21 protein-coding genes and 4 pseudogenes are annotated in these 24,050 nt (G+C 40.2%); 8 read left to right on the forward strand and 17 right to left on the reverse strand.

Annotated elements, in window-relative coordinates:
* Positions 1-65 precede the first annotated feature (65 nt).
* From N1I87_RS17495 to N1I87_RS17505, 3 genes are all read right to left on the reverse strand, one after another.
* Complete coding sequence (locus tag N1I87_RS17495) at positions 66-458, reverse strand: hypothetical protein (protein WP_003353476.1); 393 nt, start codon at positions 456-458, stop codon at positions 66-68.
* 552 nt (positions 459-1,010) lie between these two features.
* Positions 1,011-1,115 carry a hypothetical protein gene (locus N1I87_RS17500; protein ID WP_081473034.1) on the reverse strand — a complete coding sequence of 35 codons (105 nt, stop codon included), beginning with the start codon at positions 1,113-1,115 and terminating at the stop codon, positions 1,011-1,013.
* A gap of 10 nt (positions 1,116-1,125) precedes the next feature.
* Positions 1,126-1,635: a VanZ family protein gene (locus N1I87_RS17505; RefSeq protein ID WP_341103159.1), complete on the reverse strand. Its 510-nt coding sequence runs from the start codon at positions 1,633-1,635 to the stop codon at positions 1,126-1,128.
* A 113-nt stretch (positions 1,636-1,748) separates the two neighbouring features.
* Here N1I87_RS17505 and N1I87_RS17510 point away from each other — a divergent pair, with 113 nt between their 5' ends.
* Positions 1,749-2,951, forward strand: coding sequence for a transposase (locus tag N1I87_RS17510; RefSeq protein WP_327825349.1), 1,203 nt, complete (start codon positions 1,749-1,751; stop codon positions 2,949-2,951).
* 795 nt (positions 2,952-3,746) lie between these two features.
* Here N1I87_RS17510 and N1I87_RS17515 read toward each other — a convergent pair.
* The 3 genes and pseudogenes from N1I87_RS17515 to N1I87_RS17525 form a co-directional block, all read right to left on the reverse strand.
* A pseudogene (locus N1I87_RS17515) lies at positions 3,747-4,508 on the reverse strand (DUF817 domain-containing protein).
* Positions 4,509-4,798: 290 nt separating this feature from the next.
* Positions 4,799-5,020 (reverse strand): helix-turn-helix domain-containing protein, encoded by a 222-nt coding sequence (locus N1I87_RS17520; RefSeq protein ID WP_003353470.1) that lies wholly within the window; start codon positions 5,018-5,020, stop codon positions 4,799-4,801.
* A gap of 10 nt (positions 5,021-5,030) precedes the next feature.
* A pseudogene (locus N1I87_RS17525) lies at positions 5,031-5,261 on the reverse strand (DUF2975 domain-containing protein); the annotation flags it as partial.
* A 108-nt stretch (positions 5,262-5,369) separates the two neighbouring features.
* Between N1I87_RS17525 and N1I87_RS17530 the strand changes: the two are divergent.
* Both N1I87_RS17530 and N1I87_RS17535 read left to right on the forward strand, forming a co-directional pair.
* Positions 5,370-5,863 (forward strand): annotated as a pseudogene (locus N1I87_RS17530) (transposase); the annotation flags it as partial.
* A gap of 159 nt (positions 5,864-6,022) precedes the next feature.
* The gene (locus tag N1I87_RS17535; RefSeq protein WP_341100314.1) at positions 6,023-7,204 is read left to right on the forward strand and encodes an IS701 family transposase; all 1,182 of its coding nucleotides are present in this window, start codon (positions 6,023-6,025) and stop codon (positions 7,202-7,204) included.
* An 856-nt stretch (positions 7,205-8,060) separates the two neighbouring features.
* Here the strand turns inward: N1I87_RS17535 and N1I87_RS17540 are convergent.
* From N1I87_RS17540 to N1I87_RS17590, 11 genes are all read right to left on the reverse strand, one after another.
* Positions 8,061-8,660, reverse strand: coding sequence for a deoxynucleoside kinase (locus N1I87_RS17540; RefSeq protein WP_341103163.1), 600 nt, complete (start codon positions 8,658-8,660; stop codon positions 8,061-8,063).
* A gap of 1,491 nt (positions 8,661-10,151) precedes the next feature.
* Positions 10,152-11,801, reverse strand: a complete 1,650-nt coding sequence (locus N1I87_RS17545; RefSeq protein ID WP_341103165.1) for a lactate permease LctP family transporter — start codon at positions 11,799-11,801, stop codon at positions 10,152-10,154.
* A gap of 766 nt (positions 11,802-12,567) precedes the next feature.
* On the reverse strand, positions 12,568-13,617 hold the full coding sequence (locus N1I87_RS17550; protein WP_327824873.1) for a sulfate ABC transporter substrate-binding protein: 1,050 nt from the start codon (positions 13,615-13,617) through the stop codon (positions 12,568-12,570).
* Positions 13,618-13,643: 26 nt separating this feature from the next.
* The gene (locus N1I87_RS17555; protein WP_341103167.1) at positions 13,644-14,717 is read right to left on the reverse strand and encodes a sulfate/molybdate ABC transporter ATP-binding protein; all 1,074 of its coding nucleotides are present in this window, start codon (positions 14,715-14,717) and stop codon (positions 13,644-13,646) included.
* Positions 14,641-15,516 carry a sulfate ABC transporter permease subunit gene (locus N1I87_RS17560; RefSeq protein WP_341103170.1) on the reverse strand — a complete coding sequence of 292 codons (876 nt, stop codon included), beginning with the start codon at positions 15,514-15,516 and terminating at the stop codon, positions 14,641-14,643. Before N1I87_RS17560 ends, N1I87_RS17555 begins: the two co-directional genes overlap by 77 nt.
* The gene (gene cysT, locus N1I87_RS17565; protein ID WP_341103172.1) at positions 15,513-16,319 is read right to left on the reverse strand and encodes a sulfate ABC transporter permease subunit CysT; all 807 of its coding nucleotides are present in this window, start codon (positions 16,317-16,319) and stop codon (positions 15,513-15,515) included. Before cysT ends, N1I87_RS17560 begins: the two co-directional genes overlap by 4 nt.
* Positions 16,320-16,472: 153 nt before the next feature.
* Positions 16,473-16,688 carry a LysR substrate-binding domain-containing protein gene (locus tag N1I87_RS17570; protein WP_341103174.1) on the reverse strand — a complete coding sequence of 72 codons (216 nt, stop codon included), beginning with the start codon at positions 16,686-16,688 and terminating at the stop codon, positions 16,473-16,475.
* Positions 16,689-16,702: 14 nt separating this feature from the next.
* Complete coding sequence (locus N1I87_RS17575) at positions 16,703-17,365, reverse strand: LysR family transcriptional regulator (protein ID WP_341103177.1); 663 nt, start codon at positions 17,363-17,365, stop codon at positions 16,703-16,705.
* Positions 17,366-17,785: 420 nt separating this feature from the next.
* Positions 17,786-18,136: a hypothetical protein gene (locus N1I87_RS17580; RefSeq protein ID WP_341103180.1), complete on the reverse strand. Its 351-nt coding sequence runs from the start codon at positions 18,134-18,136 to the stop codon at positions 17,786-17,788.
* A gap of 280 nt (positions 18,137-18,416) precedes the next feature.
* The gene (locus N1I87_RS17585; RefSeq protein WP_341103184.1) at positions 18,417-19,232 is read right to left on the reverse strand and encodes an ABC transporter permease; all 816 of its coding nucleotides are present in this window, start codon (positions 19,230-19,232) and stop codon (positions 18,417-18,419) included.
* A complete protein-coding gene (locus N1I87_RS17590; protein ID WP_445285702.1) occupies positions 19,229-20,251 on the reverse strand; it encodes an ATP-binding cassette domain-containing protein in 1,023 nt (340 codons plus the stop codon). Before N1I87_RS17590 ends, N1I87_RS17585 begins: the two co-directional genes overlap by 4 nt.
* Before the next feature lie 180 nt (positions 20,252-20,431).
* Here N1I87_RS17590 and N1I87_RS17595 point away from each other — a divergent pair, with 180 nt between their 5' ends.
* The 5 genes and pseudogenes from N1I87_RS17595 to N1I87_RS17610 all read left to right on the forward strand — a co-directional run bounded on the left by N1I87_RS17595 (position 20,432) and on the right by N1I87_RS17610 (position 24,003).
* Entirely contained in the window at positions 20,432-21,112 is a 681-nt protein-coding gene (locus N1I87_RS17595) for a response regulator transcription factor (protein WP_341103188.1), read from the forward strand.
* Positions 21,109-22,188 (forward strand): sensor histidine kinase, encoded by a 1,080-nt coding sequence (locus N1I87_RS17600; protein WP_341103190.1) that lies wholly within the window; start codon positions 21,109-21,111, stop codon positions 22,186-22,188. Before N1I87_RS17595 ends, N1I87_RS17600 begins: the two co-directional genes overlap by 4 nt.
* Before the next feature lie 279 nt (positions 22,189-22,467).
* Positions 22,468-22,767 (forward strand): annotated as a pseudogene (locus N1I87_RS17605) (transposase); the annotation flags it as partial.
* 55 nt (positions 22,768-22,822) lie between these two features.
* Entirely contained in the window at positions 22,823-23,479 is a 657-nt protein-coding gene (locus tag N1I87_RS18160; RefSeq protein ID WP_445285722.1) for a transposase family protein, read from the forward strand.
* The gene (locus tag N1I87_RS17610) at positions 23,428-24,003 is read left to right on the forward strand and encodes a transposase (RefSeq protein ID WP_341103465.1); all 576 of its coding nucleotides are present in this window, start codon (positions 23,428-23,430) and stop codon (positions 24,001-24,003) included. Before N1I87_RS18160 ends, N1I87_RS17610 begins: the two co-directional genes overlap by 52 nt.
* Positions 24,004-24,050: the final 47 nt, after the last annotated feature.

Below are 24,050 nucleotides of genomic sequence, written 5' to 3' on the forward strand. Positions count from 1 at the left end.
CCTCCTTCCTGCGGCATGCTCCCAGACAAAGTCAGTGATAAAAATTTTCAGCCAAAGATTCGAACTTAGAACCAAAAAAAGTCGTAGTAATAGTGGGTCGTGTACTTGTCACCCCAAAGCGGAGAATCCCATACGGAGTCCTCCCTGGACCGGATTTTACTGTCCGATGGTGAGCTTGCCGTTGACGTATAGAGACGACCCGTATCAAGCGAAGGTCCCGCTTCCCGTGTAAACCGGTGATAACCGCGCTTGGCGTGACGACCATGATCATTGTAGGACGCTTGGATCTGAACATGACCGTTCCATCGTGCACCAAACAATGTTTCCCATGCTTTGGCATAGTTCATGCCACTTGCATGCGCCGACACGGAGATGCTCAAGACAACCAAAATTCCGACGACAATTGATGCCAATCCAATACCGACATGGCGACGACTGGTTTCGACACTTCCGCTCATTGCTCTTATCCTTTACCCTCCCTTCTCAATAGAAGTGCTTCTGCTGCTTCTAAATCATCGCTGTTATGTAGACGTTAGACACGAAGTTATAATTATCCTCTTTTTTTGATAAAATCAGGATAAATTGACTATTTGTACAACCACTCTATTTGCTTATAGGACTTTCGTACCAGTGAAAACTAGCACATTATTTCCGTATTCCTTATTAGGATTGAATCATTTCCGGATGTTAGCATACTCTTTTTACAATTATAAATCTTTCTTTCCCTCGCCCCGACCTTCTACAGCCTCACTCCCCCAAGGCTTTGGGCCCGCTTTTGAGCTGATGGGCAATCGAGAGACCCCGGAATCCTTGCAGGCAAGGGATTGAGAGCAGAACGAAAAAGAAAAGAACCAAACCCGGTCAAGGATATGGTCCTGGTTTTGGTTCGACTGCGAATGGACTTTGGCCGATATCATATTCTATGGAATTTTGTTGAATCCAGTCTTTTCCCAGTTCATCCATTCAAACAGTCAGTCTGGCCTGTCCTACGTTTCTTTACAATTTAGGTGCTACCCTTCCACGGTTATCTCTCTATCTCGGAAACGATTTTCAAATTTTGACCATAGAAAGTAACAACCTATGCCAATCATTGCCCCTATGGTATTTAAAATCATGTCATCGATATCAACGCTTCTTCTTAATCCAAGAAAGAACAAACAATAAATAGACGTTTTGGAGAAATTGGATGCTTTCAATGGTTAGTGCACAAATCATAGAATATCCAATAGCCCGCCGATAGCTTTTGACCCATTTAAAATAAAGCATTGAAAAAGCGAAAGGCATGAGTAAAAAAACGTTGCCAAAAATTTGATAGAGTGCAGAAATAAGTGAAGGATTAATGCTTATTTCCTCAATAATACCTCTTAGAGGAATCCCATTAAATGTGTTGAACAAAGAGTGAAGACCATTTGGATAGTAATGATGTGGTACATTTAAAAAACCTCTAAAATAAATGGTTTTTTCGTATAACACACAAAAATAAAACACGAAACAGATCGCGATCCCCCAATGAAAGACGTGCTGTAAGTTTGTGCGTTTTAAAAGAAAATCTAAACAAATCACGACCACCATTAAGTTCAGCACATCCTCTAAAGAAAAATGGAGAATACTATTCTTGTAATGAGCATTTTGCACATTTTTCAACCCAAGAGCCATAAGGTTTTCTAAAGCATAAAAAAGGACTTCACCCCTTATTTGTAGAATTTTGAAGTGACCAAACCACAAAAATCCACAAGGAGGAAGTCACTTTGTATATTCTACAAGAAAGTCTATTTTCCTTTGAAGAATTGCAAATTTTAGAGTCAAAAGAGAAATTACCGATCTTTTTTAGTGCTCTAGATTTGCGTCCTTATGCTAAACAATTGAAAAGTTCTTCACCCCAAGGGGCTGAAGGACATTCCAAAGAAGGGATATTAAGGGCTCTTATCGCTGCCCCATTAGAAGGTATTGATACTTTTACTTCTCTTCACAATCGATTGAAAAATGACCTGCGTTTTCGTTACCAATGTGGTTTAGATATTAGCAGGCCTGCACCATCCATCTCTACTCTTAGCCGAGTATTTTCTTCACTAACCAAAACTGGACTTGTGAAAAGAATCTTTCAAGATCTCGTCCAGTTAGCTCAAGAGGAAGGAGTAATTGATGGAAAACATCAGGCTATCGACAGTGCCGCCATTGATGCTTACGAAAAGAAGCAGCCTAAGAAGCGAAGTGAACAAACAGGCAACGCCAATTGGGGGGCAAAGTTTGATTCCTTCGGTAATAAAATGACTTGGTTTGGCTATAAGATGCATCTTTCCGTTGACACCAAAAGTGAATTACCAATGGCGATTGAAGTAACCCCTGCTCATATCAACGATGGGGATGTCGCACCACAATTAATTGAACAAGTAAAGAGTTGTACAAACTCTAAAATTGATTTCCTGATAATGGATGGTGGGTACGACCAGCTTAAAAACTACGAATCCGCCAAGAACATTGGGGCTCAAGCTATTATTCCACTCAATTTGCGTAATGAAAAGGAGCCTCCCGAAGGAATTGCCTCCAATGGAACCCCACGCTGTTCGATGGGGTACGAAATGACTTATTGGGGAGCCAATAAGGATCAGCTCAAATTCAGATGTCCACACGCAACCGGAAAAGTGGATTGCCCATTAGGAATGGCAGCCTGTTCATCCTCCAACTATGGAATGGTAGTAAAAATTAACGTGAATAAGGATCTTCGCCGGTACTCTAATCCACACCGCGATTCCAAACGTTGGAAAGAACTTTACAATGAGCGAACCAGTGTAGAACGGTGCAATTCAAGAATGAAAAGTGATCTTACAGCGAACTCCCTGCATGTGTGGGGAATCGATAAAGTAAAAACTCATATTTACTTGAACGCCATCGTATTACTGGTTTCAGCTCTCGCAATGGCAAAAGAGAGTAAAAAGCAACAAACCGCTTAAAAAATTTTTAAAGCGAAAAATTCTGCAAGTACGCCCAAAAAAGGACAAACAGAATATTTGTAAACCAAAGATACAAAATACCCCAATTTATTTGGGTTTCTTTTAAAACTCTTTTTAATAAAAATCTAATTTTGCAAAACTCTCGTAATAAAAAATAGGGATGAGTAATAATAAATATTTTTTCATGACTCTTTTATCCTTCTTTTCCGCTTAATATTCAACTTAATTGACATAATAATCAAAATATCCAACCACTATAAATGGTAAAGTAATCCCGAACCAATGACAAGCGCCTGTTTTTTTAGACTGGCTTTTCCTTTAAAAAATAAGACATAAGAACTAATGAAGGGTCTGAACCCTCTATGTGTTGCCCAGAAGAAGCCATGGTACCGATAGAAATTGTTGTTTGGGGAAGCGATCAAATCACACCGAAAAAAAAAAGCCACTCCTTGTGGAAGTGACCCTTCTGAAGTCTCTATTCCATTCCATTTACTGCGGACTTATCCATCACCTTACGATTTTCGTGCCAATTCCTTTATCCACTTTGTACCGCCACGCGCCTTAAACGTGTTTCCTTTCCCCTCTCGCCCTGTCTTATGTATCACCTTAAAAACGAAGAAGCCGAACAGGTGATCAGGCATGAAATCAAACCTAATTTAGTGAGCTTTTATTATAGAAGAACAACTCCTACTATCTGATAATCGGCGATAGCTATCGATTAAAGTACCGCCAGACCATTTTGGGCAAATCGTGTTCAAAGTTATTTAGAGAAAATGGTTTAAAAGTACGTGACGGTTACATTTTTCCCTTAACCTGCTTTAACGTCGCTACGATAAGAAAGCTAACAATCACTAATAAGAACCATGAACTCACCTTTCCTGGATGAACGAGACTCCATGCATCGGTTTGGTATGGATATTCCCAAGCTCCAAAGAACGTTGCGATATTTTCGGCTATCCATATGAAAAATCCGATGAGCACAAAAGAAAGTGCGAGTGGCATACGGTAACGAGTTCCATCCACCTCGAATGTGACCTATGATTGCCAAAAGACGATAAATACAAGTCCGGATAACCACCAACGAACGTCCATCCAATAATGGTGGGTGAAAAAATTCAAATAAATCGCAGCTGCAAGAGCTACAACTACCAAAAACGGGGGCCACTTCACCAGTTCAACCTTAAGCCTCCTCCACGCCTGGCAAAGATAACTCGCTACACTTGCGTACATGAATCCGCTATACAAAGGCACTCCAAAAATTTTGCAATATCCTTTCTCCGGATAAGACCAGGAGCCCATATTTACCTTGAAAATTTCAAGGGCAAGTCCAATAAGGTGGAACAATATGATAACCTTTAGTTCATCCCGTGTTTCAAGCCCTGAATGCACCATCCACCACTGCATCAGAATGCAGATGATGAGCAGCCAGTCATACCGTGGCAGGAAAGGAAGCGGCATGATTTTTGTAAAAGCCAAAGAGGCAAAAATCACGACAGGAAACAAACAGGATAGGGCCTGTTCCCAACCAAAACGAACGAGTTGTTTTAGAGCGCTCATGATTTGTGCCACCAAAGTTTTCTTCTGAATATATGTAAGTTCTGATTAAGATAGATTTAGGGTTATGCACCCAGACTCACCGCCGAATCATTTCTTCTATTATTTAAAAGGCGATTTAAAAAATATTTATATCCCCCAATACATTTTATGCCTAAATATTTGTAAATTTTATGAATGGTTAAATTATAAGTGACTCCCCTTTCCTTTTAATTGATGATGGATAGGATTACAGCAAGGTTAGAAACAAAAAAATGTCAGCAATCATATCGTGTAAATTTTCCCGACTTTCATCATCCTTGAGTGTCTTCGTCGCTTTTGTATTCTAAAATATCGCCAGGCTGACATTCTAAAGCCTTACAAATCGCATCTAAAGTTGATAACCGAATGGCTTTTGCCTTTCCATTTTTTAATATAGAAAGATTAGCCATCGTGATTCCAACCCTCTCCGAAAGTTCTGTAAGGCTCATTTTCCTTTTAGCCAACATCACATCAAGATTGATTATAATTGCCAAGTGATTCACCTCAGATCGTTAAATCATTTTCCGATTTTATATCGATGGCTTCTTGTAAAAGTCTTTGGAGAACAGCAGCAAAAAAGGCGATCACCATAGAGGCGAAAATAATGACCAATCCCATTGGTATGAAACTTGGAGGGTCAACTTTTTTTCCCATGAGATAGTAGAGTGGCATACCTAGCAGGTACAAGGTACTGATCGTGATGGCACAGTATTTTATATTCTTTAAAGCCTTTAGTTGAGTCCGTAAAATTGTGTAAAAAGGAAATGTAAAAAGAGCCACGTTGCTTTCCCTTTGATAGAATGGACATTGACCAAAACAAAAACAAAAAGGAGGAAAGCAACTATGGCGCAATACAATATTACTTTAAGCGATGAAATTCTGCACGGGTTCCTGTCGCAAGATCAAAGACTGGCCAAACTGTTGGAACAGGTCTTGAATCAAATCCTTGAAGCTCAGTTAACGGATCAACTTGGCGGCGTCCGTTATGAGCGCACAGAGGAGCGAAAAGGCTTTCGAAAGGGTATTATCCCCGCCAATTGACGACTTGGGTGGGACGGTTGACCTTGCGCGTGCCGCAGACAAGGGATGGGGAATTTTCCACCGAACTCTTTCAACGCGATCAACGGAGCGAACAAGCTCTGGTACTGGCCCTCATGGAAATGGTCGTAAACGGAGTGTCTACCCGCAAGATCACCCAAATCACAGAAGAATTGTGCGGTACTTCGTTTTCTAAGTCCACGGTCTCCTCGTTGTGCAAAGGACTGGATCCGATGATCCAAAATTGGAATCAACGTTTCCTTCATGAACACGTGTATCCGTTTGTATTGGTCGATGCAAATTCAAGTTCTGCTAGTTCTCTAAACAACCTGAATAAAGAACTGTAGATGAGCAAATTCGCTAACATAAATTTACAACCAAACAAAAAAGAAGACATGAACCCGATTCCTTGGTTAGAATAGATGTGCCACAACTACTCACAAGGGGGTTCATGTCTCATGAATAGATTAGCACATCACCTAGGAATCCACAAGTTTTTGACGATGTTGGGGTTGGCACTTTATTTCTCAAAACCTGTCATGAAGCATCTCGTTCATATCGTGGATGCGATGATTACAAAGGGCTTTTCGGGAACACTGACCGATCTACATCACGGGAGTTTTCATCCGAACCATCGCACGACACTCAGCCATTTTTTCACGAAAAGCCCATGGGAAGAAGAGACGTTGCTTCGCAAACTCCAGCAGTGGGTGCTTCATCGTGTCGAACGCAGCTCGAAACGAGAGAATCAACCCATTTTTGTTTCGATCGATGATACGATTTGCCAAAAAACGAAGCCCTCGTCACGGGCAACACACGCCATTCAAGGGTGTGATTGGCACTATTCTCACGCAGAGAAAAAGTCGATCTGGGGACATTCTCTCGTTTGGCTCATGGTTCATACGATGACCCAAGCGTTTCCTTTTGCCTTTCGCCTCTACGACAAGACGGCGGGGAAAAGCAAAGGGGAACTCGCGATCGAGATGCTTTCTTCGTTGGATGTGAGTCGACCCGTTTATGTGCTCATGGACTCTTGGTACCCATCGAAAACACTCGTGGAAGCCTGCCTGAAAAAAGGATTCCACGTCATTGCGATGCTCAAGACGAATCGGGTTCTTTATCCAAAAGGCATCGCCATCCAAGCCAAACAGTTTGCCCGCTATATCGAACCGAACGACACCCATCTCGTCACGGTGGGAGAAGAGCGTTATCGCGTGTATCGCTACGAGGGAGCGCTGAAAGGTCTCGATGATGCCGTTGTGTTGTTGGCTTGGAAAGCCGATCAGCCGATGACACCTGAACATCTTCACTGCGTCTTGAGCACCGACCGGGAGCTAAGCGATGAAGAGATCTTGCGCTACTATGCCCAGCGTTGGTCGATCGAATGCTTTTTTCGACAAGCGAAAGACCAGCTGAAGCTCGATGGGTACCGCGTTCGCGGGCGTCGGGCGGTGAAACGGTATTGGATCTTGGTGCAACTCGCTTATGTGTACAGTATGGTCGAATCCAACAGCGATTTCTCTACCGGGCTTGACTTCCTTCGAAAGAAGAAAGGACATAGCCTCGTGGAGTTTATTTACGATGCAGCGAAACAAGATATTCCCATTGATGTCGTTAAAAAACAGCTTCATGTGGCATAAGGGGTACTCCGTTTGTCTCTTTTTACATGGTAATTATTGTAATGAAAATTGCTCAACTACAGTAAAGAACTAGAACAAATTGAAAACCGCTTGTTGGAAATCCAGCAATTGCAAGACAGTATACGGAAGTTTTTGAAAAGAATACACTCCCGATAGATATCCTACAAGAAAGATTACAAAAGGTTTCCAATGAAAAAAGAGAATTAGAACAGAAGAAAAATGAGATTACATTACATTTGAGTTCTTCTGACTCAAAAAGTTATTCAACCGGAGCTTATTGAATTGTTACTTGAAAAGTTTCTATTCGTTTATAAGCAGACATCAAGAGAAAATCAAAAACAATTACTTCATTTATTGATCGATAAAATTACAATTAAACAAACAGGAAAATCAAGAACCATTAAAAACATTGAACTTGAATTCGATTTTACAGAAGTCAACATTCTAAAACCTTTGTACTTATCCACGTGTTGTATCGTGAAGCGGATAATGAAACTGATTATCTACAGCCAATACCCGCTTCCGACAATAAAATTCCACCTTATCTTCAACAATTTTTGCCTCTATTTATGATACAATTCACCGCAACATCCCCCCGAGGCAAACAACACCAAAAACAAAAGAAAGCAAAAAAGTGTTTGCTTCCCTTGTAAGAACCGCTCGCAATTCCTTCACTTTATTCATCATTGTCCTTATGATTACGTAATAAAAAAAGAGCCGTATGCTGCTTCCTCTTTGTAAAATAATCCTTTTACAATAATGAGAAGGAGCACATCCATGGCTCAAAACGTATTTCCAAATACATATACAATATAAGATGCAATCATGTTCCGGCGATTTTTATCCATATCTTCAATCATTCAGTATGTAATGATTTCTCAATTAAATTCAATACATATTCTCTATCTTCAAGATTATTTTCAAAATCGATTTGATCCACATTGATTTTTAAAACAGGAGAAAACGAATATTGCTCAAAATAATCACGATAATTTTGATTGAGTCTTTCCCAATATTCTCTTTCTACTACTTGTTCATACTCTCTCCCTCTTTTTTTAATCCTCTTTATGGCTTCATCCGTTGAAATTTCTAAGTATACCAAGAGTTTAGGCGCTTTTAAATGCTCCATCATATTTCCGAATAAATCCAAGTATATTTGAAATTCAACCTCGCTCATTTCACCATTGTCGCGCAACATTTTGGCAAAAATGACGTCGCCATATATACTTCGGTCTAAAACCGAATTTGGATATTGAGACGCTTTTTTAATTTGTTTAAACCTTTCATTTAAAAAATAAATTTGCAAGGGAAAGCTATACCTTTCTCTGTCATAATAAAATTTATCCAAAATGGGATTTTTAGTGACAGGCTCTTTAAAAGCTATGTACCCGTTTTTCTCCAGAATTTCCATCAATGTACTCTTTCCAACACCTACCACTCCATCTATTACGATCATTTCCCCATAATCCCCCTTCTTTTGATTGAGTATTTTCAACTGGTTGTAGTAAAACAAAGAGGTCACCTACTTTTCTTAAGTTTGCACCTTTGAATGAGATAGGTTTCACTTAAATTGAATCGAACGATACCCATTATCTTTTTATAAGCATGAGATATGAATGAAAAACTTTTGCTATTTTTTGTTGATATTATTTATTGGAACTCCCTTTTCGGTAAATCCGTCCATGAATGACGAATCAGGTACACTTTTCAGTAAGAAGAAAGAGTCGTTGTTGAAAGGTTTATCTCATTGTTACGCAAGATTCTATTATATTAGCGCTGCTGTTAAATGTACAGTGGAACTTTTTAGAGGGTACTTGTCTTCTCTTTTCTTCTTTTTATTGATGGATGTGGAGGATCAATTTCCAGCTAACTCCATTGGGTAATTGCAAAAGTATGATAAAAATGACGTAAATCATATAGGGTAATGGTACTACCATATTTTTCATAAAAATCTGGTTCTTTCTGCTTTTCGAATAAGGTTTGTCTAGTTCCTTAAATACATATTACTAACAAAATGTTGTGAACTTATGACGAAAGATTACGGTTTTGATGAAAAATAAGTCTAATACTTTAAAGGAGATTTGATAGAATGCTGAATAATAGTCCTTGTGGATGACGAAGAAAATGTCATTGCATTAATGAAACCTTTTTAGAATGTAGAAGGATTTGAAACGTAACGGCAAAAACGGATAAGATGGGATATTCGAAGCAATAGAATAACCGTTCATTATTGACAACAGATTGGATGTTGCCGGAAGCAGATGGAACCGATGCTGACCAGAAGCTCTCAAAGGAGCGACCTTATTTGTACTATGACGTCTGCTGACTTCTGACGGTTCAGCCATGCATCGCTAGATGGGTTACCAACTCAGTTGGCGTGTCCGTCAGACCTCCCTGGGTAAGAGTACAGTCTTTCTCTCCATCTATCTGCTCCATTTACTCTGTAACATCTTCGGCAGTATGGACTTTATCTTGTTTTGCAGACTCATCCAATGTTACCTAGCCTTCTATGAAGTTCGTGTTCCGAGAGACCCTAAGTTTGCCGCTCGCTTCCTTCGGATTCCGTGTCACCACGGACACCCTTGCGTTAAGCTAACCACTACTACTGCCTTCGTGGCTCAGGACTTTCACCCTATAGACTGCACCCATGCCAGGCGCACAAAAGAGCTGGATGATACGAGAATCATCCAGCTCTATTAACCATTCCGCTAGCGAACATTTCTAATCATCTCATTCGCTTATGATACGGTTTTCTGCAACGTATATAAATTTCTCGAATAAATATTCCTCAAATATTATTCATATAATCGCATATATCTTAATTGGATCAGTGTGAGGCTGTACCAAAAATATCACCTAAACATTCTTTTTTATATCACTATTCCTTGCCAACCTAATTTATTTTTTCTTTCATCATGATGATGTTGCTCTTTTCAAATATGAAAGATTAGAAAATAAACCAGCTAATGAAACCAATTAAAATCAGTAAAACTAAACTGTACTTTATTGTAAACTTGAACAATTCGTTGTCTTTTCCTACCAGTCCTACAGCCGCAGCAGCCACAGCGATAGACTGCGGAGAAATCATTTTCGCCATTGTTCCCCCCATGACGTTAACAGCAACCATTGTTTCCGGCGGAATTCCGATTTGTGTTGCCGTTACAGATTGAAGAGGAGCAAATAATGATCCACTATTCACGACTGAACCGGTTAAAAATACCCCTAGCCAACCAAGAATGGGTGAAAATAGCGGGAAAATCTTTCCGCTAGAAGCAAAAGCAAGACCAAGCGTCGATGACATACCTGAATACATACAAATATAGGCGAATGCCAGTACGCTGCAAATGGTTAATATAGGTGAAATGAGTTCCTTTCCTGTTTCGACAGCCGTTTCTTTTATCAACTTCCAATCGCAGTGTAGTATCAGCAAAGTAAAAATGATCGCTAATACAATAGCTGTCGTTGTGGATGAGAATAAATCAAGTTTAAAAACAGCAGGATACGGGCTTTTTTCAGGCACCACCGGCGCATGCCGAATCACTAGATTATTTAATCCGGGAATCGGAAAAAGAAGAACAAGTTTATTCAACGGACCGCCTGCTTCAAACAATTTTTTTATGAAAGATAGATTAAACAACGTTACGAATACAGTTAATAATATGAATGGCAGCCAGGCAAATATAATTTTATTAACAGGATATGCTTCCTTTGCTTCTGTTGCTGCCGTCTCTTCTGTTGCTGTTTCCGAGTTGTTTTCAGAGCGTTTCACCTGATAGATTTCTTTTGGTTTCCATACTCTTAACAAAAGAATGAGTGCAAGTAAACTAACAATCGCAGAAAAAATATCTGCCAGTTCAGCTCCCAAGAAATACAATACGAAAGCCTGTGTAAGACTGAATGAACCACCGCTTACCAGTATAGCAGGGAAAGTTTGGCGTATTCCTTTAAAGCCATCCACAATGAAGATAAGCAAAAAGGCAATCATAAAGCTCACCAAAGGCAGAACCAAAGCAGTGTATCTTGCAACAGAAAGGCCATTTAAACCGGTAAGCAGTGCAGGGATGGTGACCGGTATTCCCATTGCACCGTAAGCCCCGCCTGCAATATTGGCTATCAAGCAAAGTCCTGCGGCATATAAAGGACGAAATCCAAGACCAACAAGAATCGCAGCAGTGATGGCTACCGGCGCTCCAAACCCTGCAGCTCCTTCCAAAAAGGCTCCAAATGAAAAAGCTACAAGCAACACTTGAATTCGCTGGTCTTCCGTTACAGATGAAATACTATTTTTGATAATCGTAAATTGTCCCGTTTTTACCGTTATTTTATATAAAAAGATGGCTGCTAATACGATGGATGCCACCGGCCATATCCCGGCAAGAACACCGTATACGGCAGCTGCAGCAACCATAGCAGCCGGCATTTTATAGACGAAAAGAGCCACAGCTCCTGCTGCTAGAACGCTTAAGCCACCTGCGACATATCCTTTTAACTTAATAAAGACTAACATAACAATAAAAAGGATGATTGGAATGGCTGCTATAGCAGCTGACAACCAAATGTTGTTCAATGGATTATATAATTGCTCCCATACACTCATGACCTTTCAACTCCTAATCAGTAATTCCTTTTTATTCTTGCCTGTAAAAATAAACTTAGTCTAAATATTATTGTGAAATATTTCACAATCAATTCTACAATGTTAATATACCATTACTTTGTGAAATATTTCACATTTATTTGTGAATTTAATTTGAACTTTTTCTATTTGCAGAGTTATCATCTTCAGACTTAAATGTTGAAAGAGACGGGCAGAAAAAAAACAAAATTCCCTTTAAATCAAAAACCCTTGCATATAAAGGAACTGACGTTTGACTAATGATATTAGCCATTATGGAAAATCTCAATCTAGTATGACAGGTATACTTGTATAATTTGATAACAATAGCCCTCAAAAAAATGAAAATGAAAAGATTCAATTTAATTGGAATGACCAAACATATTGAAAACTCAAGAATCGAAACTGGTCAACCAGTCCAAATATCAATAAATTGATTATTCTGAATGAAAACGGCATAAAAAAACAAAGGACTTTCATCCTTTGTCTGTTACTAAAATAAACCGAAAACTAGAAAATTCCATTTGGGATTCAGGTATAAAAAATAGTAGCACAAACCATGGTCTGGATTTGTGCTACTTATGTTAGTGTGTTTTGGATCAGTGCTCTTTGATTGATCTCCTTATCATGATCTTTTTTTATTTTTAATCAATCTCAAACGAGAAAAGGGAAACAATCAGGCATGGAGCTCCAACAAATTGTTGAGCTCCATCCATCATTTATTCTGCTGCAGGTGGGAGCAGGATCCTTAATTGTTTGCGATAACTTGATCCCATACTCCCCCGGTGCCGTAAAGTTTAGTATTAACACTGTCCCAGCCGCCTAAATATTTTGTAGTAAATAAACCTTCAGGTTGGGTATATTTGTCGGCATATTTTTTGGCAACGCTTGAATCAACAGGGCGGAAACCGTTTTTCGCAAAAATTTCTTGCGCTTCCGGTGACCAGAGGAATTTTAAAAACGCTTCTGCTACTTTCCGCGTGCCATGCTTATCAACATATTGATCTACAATAGCAGCAGGATTTTCAATGGATGTTGTGTATTTCGGAATGACTTCTTCGTATTTTTTCCCTGCTTTCTTTCGGGCAAGCAATTCATTTTCATACGTAATGATGACATCGCCACTTCCTTTATCAAAGGTGGCCATCGATTCTTCACCGCTTTTATCTAAAGATTTAACATTTTTATAGACTTTGCTGAGCAATTCTTTTGCTTGCTTTGGACTCTTTTTCCCTGTCTTTTCTTCCGAAATTTTCAGGCCGGCTCCGTAAACGGCATTTATGTCCCACTTTGCGCCGCCGGAAGTTTTTGGATCAGGAAGCAAAACTTGCACCCCTGGTTTGGTTAAATCGGACCAATCTTGAATATGTTTCGGATTGCCGCTGCGAACGCCAAGAGCTACGATGGACTTTGTAATAATGCCATTATGAGGAGCTGATTTCCAATTGTGTTTGATCAATCCGGCTTTTTGGATTTTGTCTACATCCCCTTCAAGCGACAAAGCAACAATGTCAGCTTCAAATCCATTGACGACATTTAAAGCTTGTGATCCTGAACCTTGGTAAGATTCTTTAAAATTAACGGTTTGGCCCGTTTTTTTCTTCCACTCTTTTTGAAACAAAGGAATAATTTCACCAAATTCATCTTTGATGGTGGAATAGCCTGCGATCGTTAGTGTAACGGTTTTTTTATTATCACTTGCAGCACTGTCGGCTTTACTGGAAGAGCAGCCGGAAAGCGCTACAGCGACAATTAGAGTGATTACTGCAAAAAGCGAAAAAATTTGTTTGTTTTTCATTTTAATCCTCCCTATTCTTAGAAAAATTATAGGTTTATAGGCATTAAATCGACTTTTGATCGATTTTCTAATATCCGTGTTTCTTTAGGTGTGAATACAGAGAGCCGATGTATGAATATGTTTACTTTGTCGCCAGGTTGATACACTTGTTGATTAATGGCCTGGTACGTAAATAATCGAATTCCGTTTAAAAGTTCAATCTCCAAATACCATGAATCACCCCGAAAGTGCACATGTCTTACTGTTCCTTCCTGCCCTGCTTCCGGACGGACAGGGGCATTTTCAGAATGGATTTCTATCCATTCGGGGCGGATGAGAACCTGGACATCCGGACCTTTATACTCCGATAGTTCCGGAAAGCCGTTTAATGAAAGCGGGGCATCCAGTTTATTGGATTCACCAATAAAAGATGCAACAAACGCAGAAGCTGGTTGGTTATAAATTTCCCATGGGGTACCCTGCTGTTCCACTTGCCCTTTTTGAATAATAATAATTTCGTCAGCAACCTCTATCGCTTCGTCTTGGTCATGTGTCACGAAAATGGTGGTCGTACCAAATTCGTTTATGAGGCTGCGCAGCCAAACCCGGAGTTCCTTGCGGATTTTGGCATCGATTGCTGCAAACGGCTCATCCAATAAAAGCAGCTTGGGCTCTGGGGCAAGCGCCCGTGCAAAAGCGACTCTTTGACGCTGCCCGCCTGAAAGCTGGTCGGGAAATTTATTTTCAGTCCCTTCAAGCCCCATAATGTTTATTAGATTGTGTACGCGTTCTTTGATGGCAGCCGGTTTCGTTTTTTTGACTTTTAAACCGTAAGCAATGTTATCAAACACAGTCATATGTTTAAACAAAGCATAATTTTGAAAGACAAAGCCGATTCCCCGTTCTTGGACGGACAATGAATTGGCAAGTTTGCCGTTAAAATAGATCTCTCCGGCATCGGGTTTCTCCAGGCCGGCCAGCATTCTTAAGATAGAGGTTTTCCCACCTCCGCTAGGTCCCAAAAGCCCGACCAGATGCCCTTCTTTAATTTGAAAACTTGCCTGGTTGACCGCTTGAAATGCTCCAAAGCGCTTTTCTAAATTTTTTACCTCGATATGCATAAACTTTTCCTTCCCTTCTATTTTTCATCCATTCTAAAACCAACAGAACGAGTATGGATAAAAACCCAAGCAGCAACGCAACACTATCGGCTGCTACGATATTGTTGTTTACTGAATCTTGATAAACTAAAGTGGTAGCAGTCTGAGTTTGATTGATAATATTACCGGATACGACCAGCACAGCCCCAAATTCTCCAACTGATCTTGCAATGGTGAGAACGAGGCCGTAATAAACTGCCCAGCGAATGGAAGGCAAAGTGATTTGAAAAAAAGTGCGTACCGGGCCAGCCCCTAAAGTGGCCGAAGCTTCTTCAGACGAAGTGCCGAGCTCAGATAACACAGGAACAATTTCACGTACCATCAGTGGAAAAGTAACAAAAACGGTTGCCATCACCATGCCTGGAAGGGCAAAAACGATTTTGAACCCTATATTTTCGAAAAACATCCCTAAAACAGTTGTGGGCCCGAACAAGAGAATAATCATTAATCCGCCAATTACCGGTGAAACGGAAAACGGCAAGTCGATCATGATATTGATGAAAGAATGGAGCCATTTTGGAATCCACTTGCCGCGCACGATTTCCAACGACAAGATAATACCGATTACCGCGTTCAAAATTACGACAATGACGGTAATGATAAAGGTGACGGTCAAAGCGTGAATGGCCTCAGGCCTCTTGAATGCCTGAATAACCGGACCAACTCCGTTTTGAAAAGCTCCGAAGACGATGCTTATAAAAGGCAGTATAAGAATCAGGACAAACAAAAGCACTGTAATGGATATGAAAACCTTTCTCATGCTTGTATGCCCCTCCTTTTTTGAAAACTATTGACCAATAATAAAACAATTAAAGACAGGGTAATGAGTACAATGGCCACAGCAGCGGCTCCCTGCATGTTATTGTTTTCAACTTCACCATAAATAAAAACGGATGCAACCATGGTTTTTCCCGGGAGATTGCCGGAAATAAGCGAGAGTGCCCCGAACTCTGACAATGCACGGGAAAAAGCCAGCATACTTCCGGCGATAATGCCAGGAAATACAGAAGGAAGCAGGATTCTAAAAAATGTATAGCCCTTTCCTGCGCCAAGCGTATAACTGGCCTCTTCTTGTGATGGGTCGAATTGCTCAATCAAGGGCTGGACTGTACGAATAACAAATGGAAAGGTCACAAAAACCATGCCGATGATAATGGCTGCTTGATTGTACAGAAGATGAATTCCCATTGTATTAAGCCATTTTCCGATCGGGCTTTGCGGCCCAAGAAGCGTTAGCAGCATCAATCCAGACACCGAAGTCGGCAATGAAAAAGGCAGATCAACCATACTATTGAATAAACTTCGCCCGAAAAAACGATAACGAACCAAAACAAAAGCAATGAAAGTCCCGATAACAGCTTGGATTAACGTAGTGAAAATGCTTAATTTCAAGGTTAATAGAATCGCTTTCCAGGCAATAGCCCCTGAAATTTCTTTCCAAAAGGGTTCCCAACCAAGGGAAAAGCCCTTTATGTAAACGGCTGAAATCGGCAAAATGATCAAAATCAACAAATATCCCATAACGACGGACCGTACTGCGATACGGAAACTTTTTATTTTCATACCAACACTCCCTAGATGTCCCAAAGAGAAATACAATATATTCACTTATTCTACTATTCTGAATAAAAAACGGCTGAATATTCACTTTCAGAAAGTTTTCCCAATAGGGAAACATAAATCATAAAATAAGGTTTTACAAAAAGATTTACGTAACTAATTTGTTTGCTGGCGGACGAAATCTATAAAATTTTGTAATTCTGGTTTATCAAAACGGTGCATTTTTTTCACCATAAACAAATCCCTTGTTAAGTGAAAACCGGAAATCTTGATCTCCCTTAACGTTCCATATTGCAATTCCCGCCTAACCGTCAACTTCGGAAGAATACTGACACCAAGATCAGCTTCTACAGCGCTTTTGATGGACTGCATGCTGCCAAGCTCCATTACACTCTCAATCTGGTCCAATACACCCCATACTTGTTTAATGCATTTTCGACAATCAGACGTGTTCCCGAATCCACTTCACGCCAAATCATCTGTTCTTCCGCCAGTTCTTCTATATGGATTTCAGGGCTGTCTTTCCATCGATGATGATATGGCGCAACCAGTATAAGTTCATCCTCAGCAAATTTTTCAATATGGAAGCTGTCGTTATTTACAGCACTTTCAACAAACGCAATATCCATTTGATTGTTTTCCAGCTTGGATAAGATATACGGCGTATTCCCAATGATCAAACTAAACTTCAGATTTGGGTTAATCTTTCGAAAACTTCCGATAAGTCCGGGAAGCAAATACTCGCCGATCGTTAAACTCGCACCTATGTATAATGTAGTCGTTTGTTTTTTGACTAACTCGGCAACCGACTCCAATGATCTGTTATAGTAATAGATCATTTCCCTTGCATAGTGATAGAGAACTTCTCCAGCCTCTGTAAGATTCAACTTTCCATTGATCCGCTCAAACAGCAAAGTCCCGTATACATTTTCCAATTGATGAATTTGCTTGGTAACTGCCGGCTGCGATATGTTTCCAAGGCGTGCAGCCTTGCTGATACTCCCTTCCTCTACTACTTGACAAAACATTTTTAAATTATCGATATTCATAAACGTACTCCACCTCTGATCCATTGGGTAAGCATGTACCTTATGTTTACCATTAGACTGTTCATTATCTATGAAAAATCTTTTGGTATTCACGTAGATAAACAATATACACTTCATCCCATTACATTGAAGTGTTAAATGACAAAATGCAGAAAGTTGGAACATTTGCTATTTTTTGAAATTTCAAATTACTCCTTCTGGTCTTCGCAAATCCGTTAATGCCAATTGTATTACTTATATTTATACCCTATAACTTTTGAGAAATCAACATGCAATATGAAAATGTATGTGTTCAGTTTTTCTTGACATTCGATTTAAGTGATCATGTACAATGTATGGCCTACTCAAAGCAACCACATCAACAAGCCAATCTTCATGAACTATTTCAGACCAATAATGGTTTATGTATTTCTTAAACATTCAATTGCTGTTATCTTTTCTAAACCTCATTCCTATTTGAAGTTTTAAAATAATAAAAGGAAAGAATTCATCAACAATGGATGAATTCTCTCCTCCGTTAAACATGAAGTGTTTTTCTATTACTCTGTTTAATTGTATTTGTATAGTGTCCATTTTTCTGTTTTCCGAGATAGTCATCTGATGAATCAACAAATGCAAAAATTGCTTGCGCTGTTCTTGTGTGAAAGCTTCCTTATAGTTTGTTATGAAATTCCGCATGACTTGCTTGACTACTTTAGGGATGCCACCTTGCCCCATCTGTTTCTCGATTGGAGCCAGTCGTTCCTCCAGCCGCTCTTTCTCATCATTCATGTTGGATAACCTGCCAACAAGATCAGCTTTGCTAATTACTCCATCTTCATAGCTTTGGATCTTTCCAGAGATTTTTATATGGACTAAATTGTAAATCATTATAAAATGTTATACCTTTCGCTGTTCTCAATAAAGTGCCATCGGTATACAATCGATACACATTTAGACTGTGAAATCCTATATGATTTGTTAAAAGTTCTGCAAGCAGCAGTAAGATTCCGTATTGTTTCGGTAAAAGCCAACTAGGCTATCGTGTACGGATCCGTATACGATACCCAATTTAAGCCCGACGCATATATACACGGAAGGTGATGGGGGCAAAGATCGCCACGATAACAGCGGCCCCGATGAGAGAGACAGCGAAATCCTGTCCAATAGTTCCAGCATTGATCAGATCGCGGACGGCAGCAATAATATGCGAGAGCGGATTGATCTTCGCAAACCATTGGAGCCAATCTGGCATTGTCTTGACTGGCACAAAAGCATTAGAAAGAAACGTAAGTGGAAACAGCACAAGCATCGAGATTCCTTGTACGCTTGAAGCCGTACGCGCAATCACCCCAAAAAAGGCGAAGATCCAGCTGATTGCCCAAGAGCACACAATCACGAAAACCGCAGCGATGGCGACATAACCCAGTCCTCCTTCTGGACGATAGCCTATAATATACCCCATAACAAAAGTGAGCACTGTCGCGATGGTATATCGGATCGTGTCTGCCAACAGGGCTCCCGCCAACGGAGCAATCCGTGCAATAGGCAGCGACTTGAACCGGTCGAAGACACCCTTATCCATATCCTCGCGCAATTGGACTCCGGTAACAATGGACGTCCCGATGACAGTCTGCACAAGAATGCCGGGAATGATAATCGGCAAATAGTTATGTACATTTCCCGATATGGCTCCGCCAAAGATGTAGGTAAACATCAAGGTGAAGATGATTGGCTGAAGCGTGACATCGAATAATTGCTCAGGTGTGCGCCGAATCTTCAGCAAACCTCGGTAGACCATCGTCAACGAATTGCGGACCGCCTGGCCAAAGCTTGTTTTGTTTTTTAATTGGCGATTCACATTTAGTTGATTGGAAGTGCTTTTCATACTCTTACCCCCTCTATTTCATTGGATGTCTCTGATGTTTCTTCCTTCACGCTTTGACCAGTAATGGCTAAAAACACTTCGTCAAGAGTCGGCTTCTGGACACTCAATTCGGCCAAGTGGATTCCTGCCTCGCGAAGAGCGATAAGCAAATCAGTCACTCGATCTGCGTCCGCCATCGGTGCCGTAATCTTACCCGTTTCCAACGACACATTTGATCGGACTTTGAGCACCTGTTCAACGGTCTGGCGCGCATTTTCGATATCTTTTGCATTTTGGATTTTCAATTGCAGCGACGAACTGCCAACCGACGCTTTCAGTTCATCCGCTGTTCCTTCGGCAACGACTCTCCCACGATCAATCACCGCGATTCGATCAGCCAGTTCGTCAGCTTCCTGTAAATACTGGGTTGTTAACAGTACGGTTGAGCCCTGCTTTAATAATCGCCGGATGGTATCCCACATTTGATTGCGGGTGCGTGGATCCAATCCTGTAGTCGGCTCGTCTAAGAAGATGAGCGGCGGCTGTGCAATCAGGCTTGCTGCCAGATCCAGCCGTCGCCGCATGCCGCCGGAGAAATGTTTCAGCGGGCGCTTCGCCGCTTTCGTCAAACCAAATTCCTCCAACAACTCCGCCGCTTTGCGCCGTGCCTCTGTGCGGCTCAGCCCTAGCAGCCGAGAAAAGATCACTAAATTCTCGATCGCGCTGAGCGACTCATCAACCGATGCATACTGGCCAGTCACGCCAATCAACTGACGCACGATTTGCGGTTCCTTTACCACATCGTAGCCAAAGATGTATGCCGAACCTGCGTCCGGTCGCAATAAGGTCGCTAGCATTCTGACTGTGGTAGTCTTTCCTGCTCCGTTCGGCCCAAGCACGCCGTAGATTGCACCAGCGCGCACATTCAAATTTACGCCATCAACCGCACATTTATCGCCAAAAGTTTTAACGAGTCCGTGCGCTTCAATGGCCCAATCACCATTGTCTGGCAATGTTCGGTGTAAATGTTTCATTTCCATACCTCCTCTATAACTGAGTCCATGGTAACAGTCATTTATGAACTGAATATGAACTCCCAAATCCAAAGGCTTTCCTCTTTTATTCATATTTAGTTCATAAAGAAGGAGTATGCTAAAAAAAATTAAATATTTTTAAAGGATGCAAAATGAATCATCACCTTGAAAAAGGAGTGAACAGTCATGGCCAAAATTTTGATTGTAGACGACGACCCTCATATTCGTAAATTGCTTCAAGTCATCTTGTCCGAGAAAGGCTTCACGATTCTTGAGGCGCAGGATGGGAAAGACGCGTTATCCTTGCTTGATTCCGAAAAAGTCGATCTCATCATTCTCGATATCATGATGCCAAATATGGATGGCTGGGACCTTTGCGAGAACATTAGAGCTTATTATTCTGATTCTCTCCCGATCTTAATGCTGACTGCAAAGGGAGAAACGGTCCAAAAAGTAAAAGGCTTTAATCTTGGAGCAGATGATTATTTAGTTAAACCATTTCATCCAGCTGAATTGATTGCTAGAATAAAGGCATTGCTCAAACGTTACCATATCATCATTTCAAATAAGGTGAATATTGGAAATTTTGAACTTGATCGCTCTACATACAAAGTGTTTGATGGCAAGAACGAAATCACATTGCCACTTAAGGAATTTGAACTTTTGTATAAGCTTGCAGCACATCCCGGCAAAACCTTTTCAAGAGAGCAATTGATAGAGGATATTTGGGGTTATGATTACGAAGGGGATGAGCGAACTGTAGACGTTCACATTAAACGTCTTCGGCAGCGTTTTTCAGATGAGAACTGTCCTTTTAAAATTACTACGATTCGTGGGCTCGGTTATCGTTTAGAGGTGAAAAAATGAAAATCATCAAGTTTTTAAAAAAAAGCGGCGAGGTTTTAGCCGTTTTACTACTATTATTTTTTTGCTGGACAGCGGCGTTTTTCATCACCTCATTGTTTTTCCGTGTTTTTCCAATTAATCATTTATCTTTCTATATGAGGGAGATTATCGATTCATTTTTGGGATTTTTCCTCTTTGGTCTTATCATGTATGGTATTTCCCGAATTGGCTTTGTTCAAGAAAAGCGGAGCCTTTTTTTCCGTCCCATAATTGATGCCATGAAAAAAATGTCTCAAGGGAATTTTAATATTGATCTTTCTTCCTACAAAGAAGAGCTTGGGAATCGAAATCATCCTTTTCATGAAATAGTAGAAAGTATTACCCAAATGGCAAAAGAGCTTGGAGAAATGGAACAAATGCGCCAAGATTTTATTTCCAACGTTTCTCATGAAATCCAATCACCTCTGACATCCATTTCAGGATTTGCTCATGCCTTAAAAAATGACCATTTATCTCATGAAGAACGTAAACAGTACCTGCAAATCATTGAGATGGAAAGTATTCGGCTTTCAAAGCTTAGCGAAAATCTGTTAAAGCTGACTTCATTAGAGTCAGCTCATCCGCCGTTTCAACCCAAAACATATCGTTTAGACCAACAATTACGCAGAGTGATCCTTTCGATGGAACCACAATGGAGAAATAAAGACCTTGAAATGGATGTTTCTTTAAATAAAATGACCATCCATGCTGATGAAGATCTGATGGATCAAGTTTGGATTAATTTAATCCATAATAGCATTAAATTTACACCAAATAATGGGAAAATAACGGTAAAAACGGTAAAAAAAGATACGGATACGATAGAGGTAATCATTAAAGATACAGGAATTGGGATGACAAAAGAGGTTCAAATGCGTATATTTGAGCGTTTCTATAAAGCCGATCCATCAAGAAACAGATCAAAGGGCGGGAGTGGATTAGGACTTTCCATTGTAAAAAAAATCATTGAAATGCATAAAGGGGACATTCAGGTCAAAAGTTCACCTAAAGAAGGTACGAAAATGAAAGTAATATTGCCAATACAGATACAATCCTAACACATGAAAGTAAATAAAAGTTTACAATTACTTTAACATGGGGCTGTCCAAAAAGTCAGGGTAACTGACTTTTTGGAGCCCGTTATTTTTCATATTTTTATAATAACACACCCATCTTAAATTTCGAGAAACTGGTATTCAGAACGTCAGCTATAAACTCTATCAAGATAGAAGACATGAGATGTTAAATGGGATTAATCGCGAAGAAGTATGTCGTGATGTGATCAACTGGTTGAAGCAGTACAACAATGAAATCCGGAGAATTTTGATGAGTATAACTTCATTACGGACAGAGGCAATGAATTCAAGAACAAGACAATGGATGAAGTGCTAGATATATTCAACATTAAACGATCGTTAAGTATGAAGGGTTGCCCCTATGACAACGCAGTCGCTGAAGCAACGTTTAAAATTATCAAAACAGAATTTGTAAAAGGGAAATACTTCGAAAGTTTAGAACAATTAAAAATGGAATTAGATGATTATGTTCATTGGTTTAATCATACAAAAATCCATGGAACACTAGGGTATTTAAGCCCAATGGAGTACAAAGAGAAACACCTCAAAAAAATTGTCTAGTTTAGTGTTGACATACCATACCTACCGCGCTTTCGCTTGGTGGCCCCTTTATTTGGTGAGTGATCTGACGATTCCTCACCAAATAAAGGGGTTTAATTTTGCCCACATTAATTTTACTCATACAATCACGCATGTAGAGGATCAAATCACTTACTTTGAAATCCATATTCAAACGCCTGTAAAAGTTCAAAAATGCCCCTGCTGTCAGAAGGAAACTTCCTCTGTCCATGATTATCGGATTCAAAAGATTCGTGATGTAAAGGTCTTTGAAAAATATTGTTTTCTCATCTTGAGAAAGCGCCGATACAGATGTAAGTCTTGTGGAAAACGGTTCTACGAACCCTATTCTTTTCTAGAGCGTTACCAGCGCCATACGAAACGACTCCTCCAAGCTCTTTTGGTTAAAGTGAGGGAGTATAACTTTAAGCAGGTTGCCAAGGAAACAGGACTTGGGCATTCCACCGTCATTCGGCTCTTTGACAAGTACTATTCCTATGACAATAAGGCCCTCCCGAAAGTTCTGGCCATTGATGAATTTAAAGGGACTTCTGAAACGGGCAAGTACCAATGTATCATTGGCGATCCTGTAAACCGAAGGGTTTACGATATCATTCCTAACAGGAATATATCCACCCTAAACGTACACTTCCAAGGGAGAAAATACAGATGGTGGTCATGGATATGTGGCAGCCCTACAAGACGCTCGCTTTGAAAAGTTTTGATAAACCGATTCTGGTGGTCGATCGATTCCATTATGTTCGGCATAATGTATGGGCATTGGAACGGGTAAGTAAGAGAGTCCAGAAAAACTTTCAAGAGAAGGATCGTAAATCCATGAAGAAGTTGCGTTATCTGCTTCATAAGCCACATGCCCATTTGAATGCAGATGAAATGGAACAACTGAACAATTTCTTTTCACTGGCCCCTGACTTAAAGAAGGCCTATATCGTAAAAGAGACCTTTTATCAGTGGCTGAAGGAAAGTGACCAAACGAACGCCAAAAGAAACCTTGAGCACCTCTATAAGGTAATAGAGAGGTCAGGACTTGAAGAATATCAATACATGAAAAGAACATTCAAAAACTGGGAAAAGGAGATCTTAAATTCCTTTCTCTTCCCCTACACCAACGGATTTATTGAGGGGATCAACAACAAGATAAAAGTCATTAAACGAATGTCATATAGCATTCGGAACTTTAAGAGACTAAGAAATAAAGTTCTCTGTTCACTCATCTAGTCAACTACAAAAAAGGGGGCACTTCGATAAGTGTACCCCAACAATTG

The organism is Bacillus sp. FSL W8-0102 (genome assembly GCF_038007225.1).
In the GTDB taxonomy this organism is placed as follows: domain Bacteria; phylum Bacillota; class Bacilli; order Bacillales; family DSM-4216; genus Bacillus_O; species Bacillus_O smithii.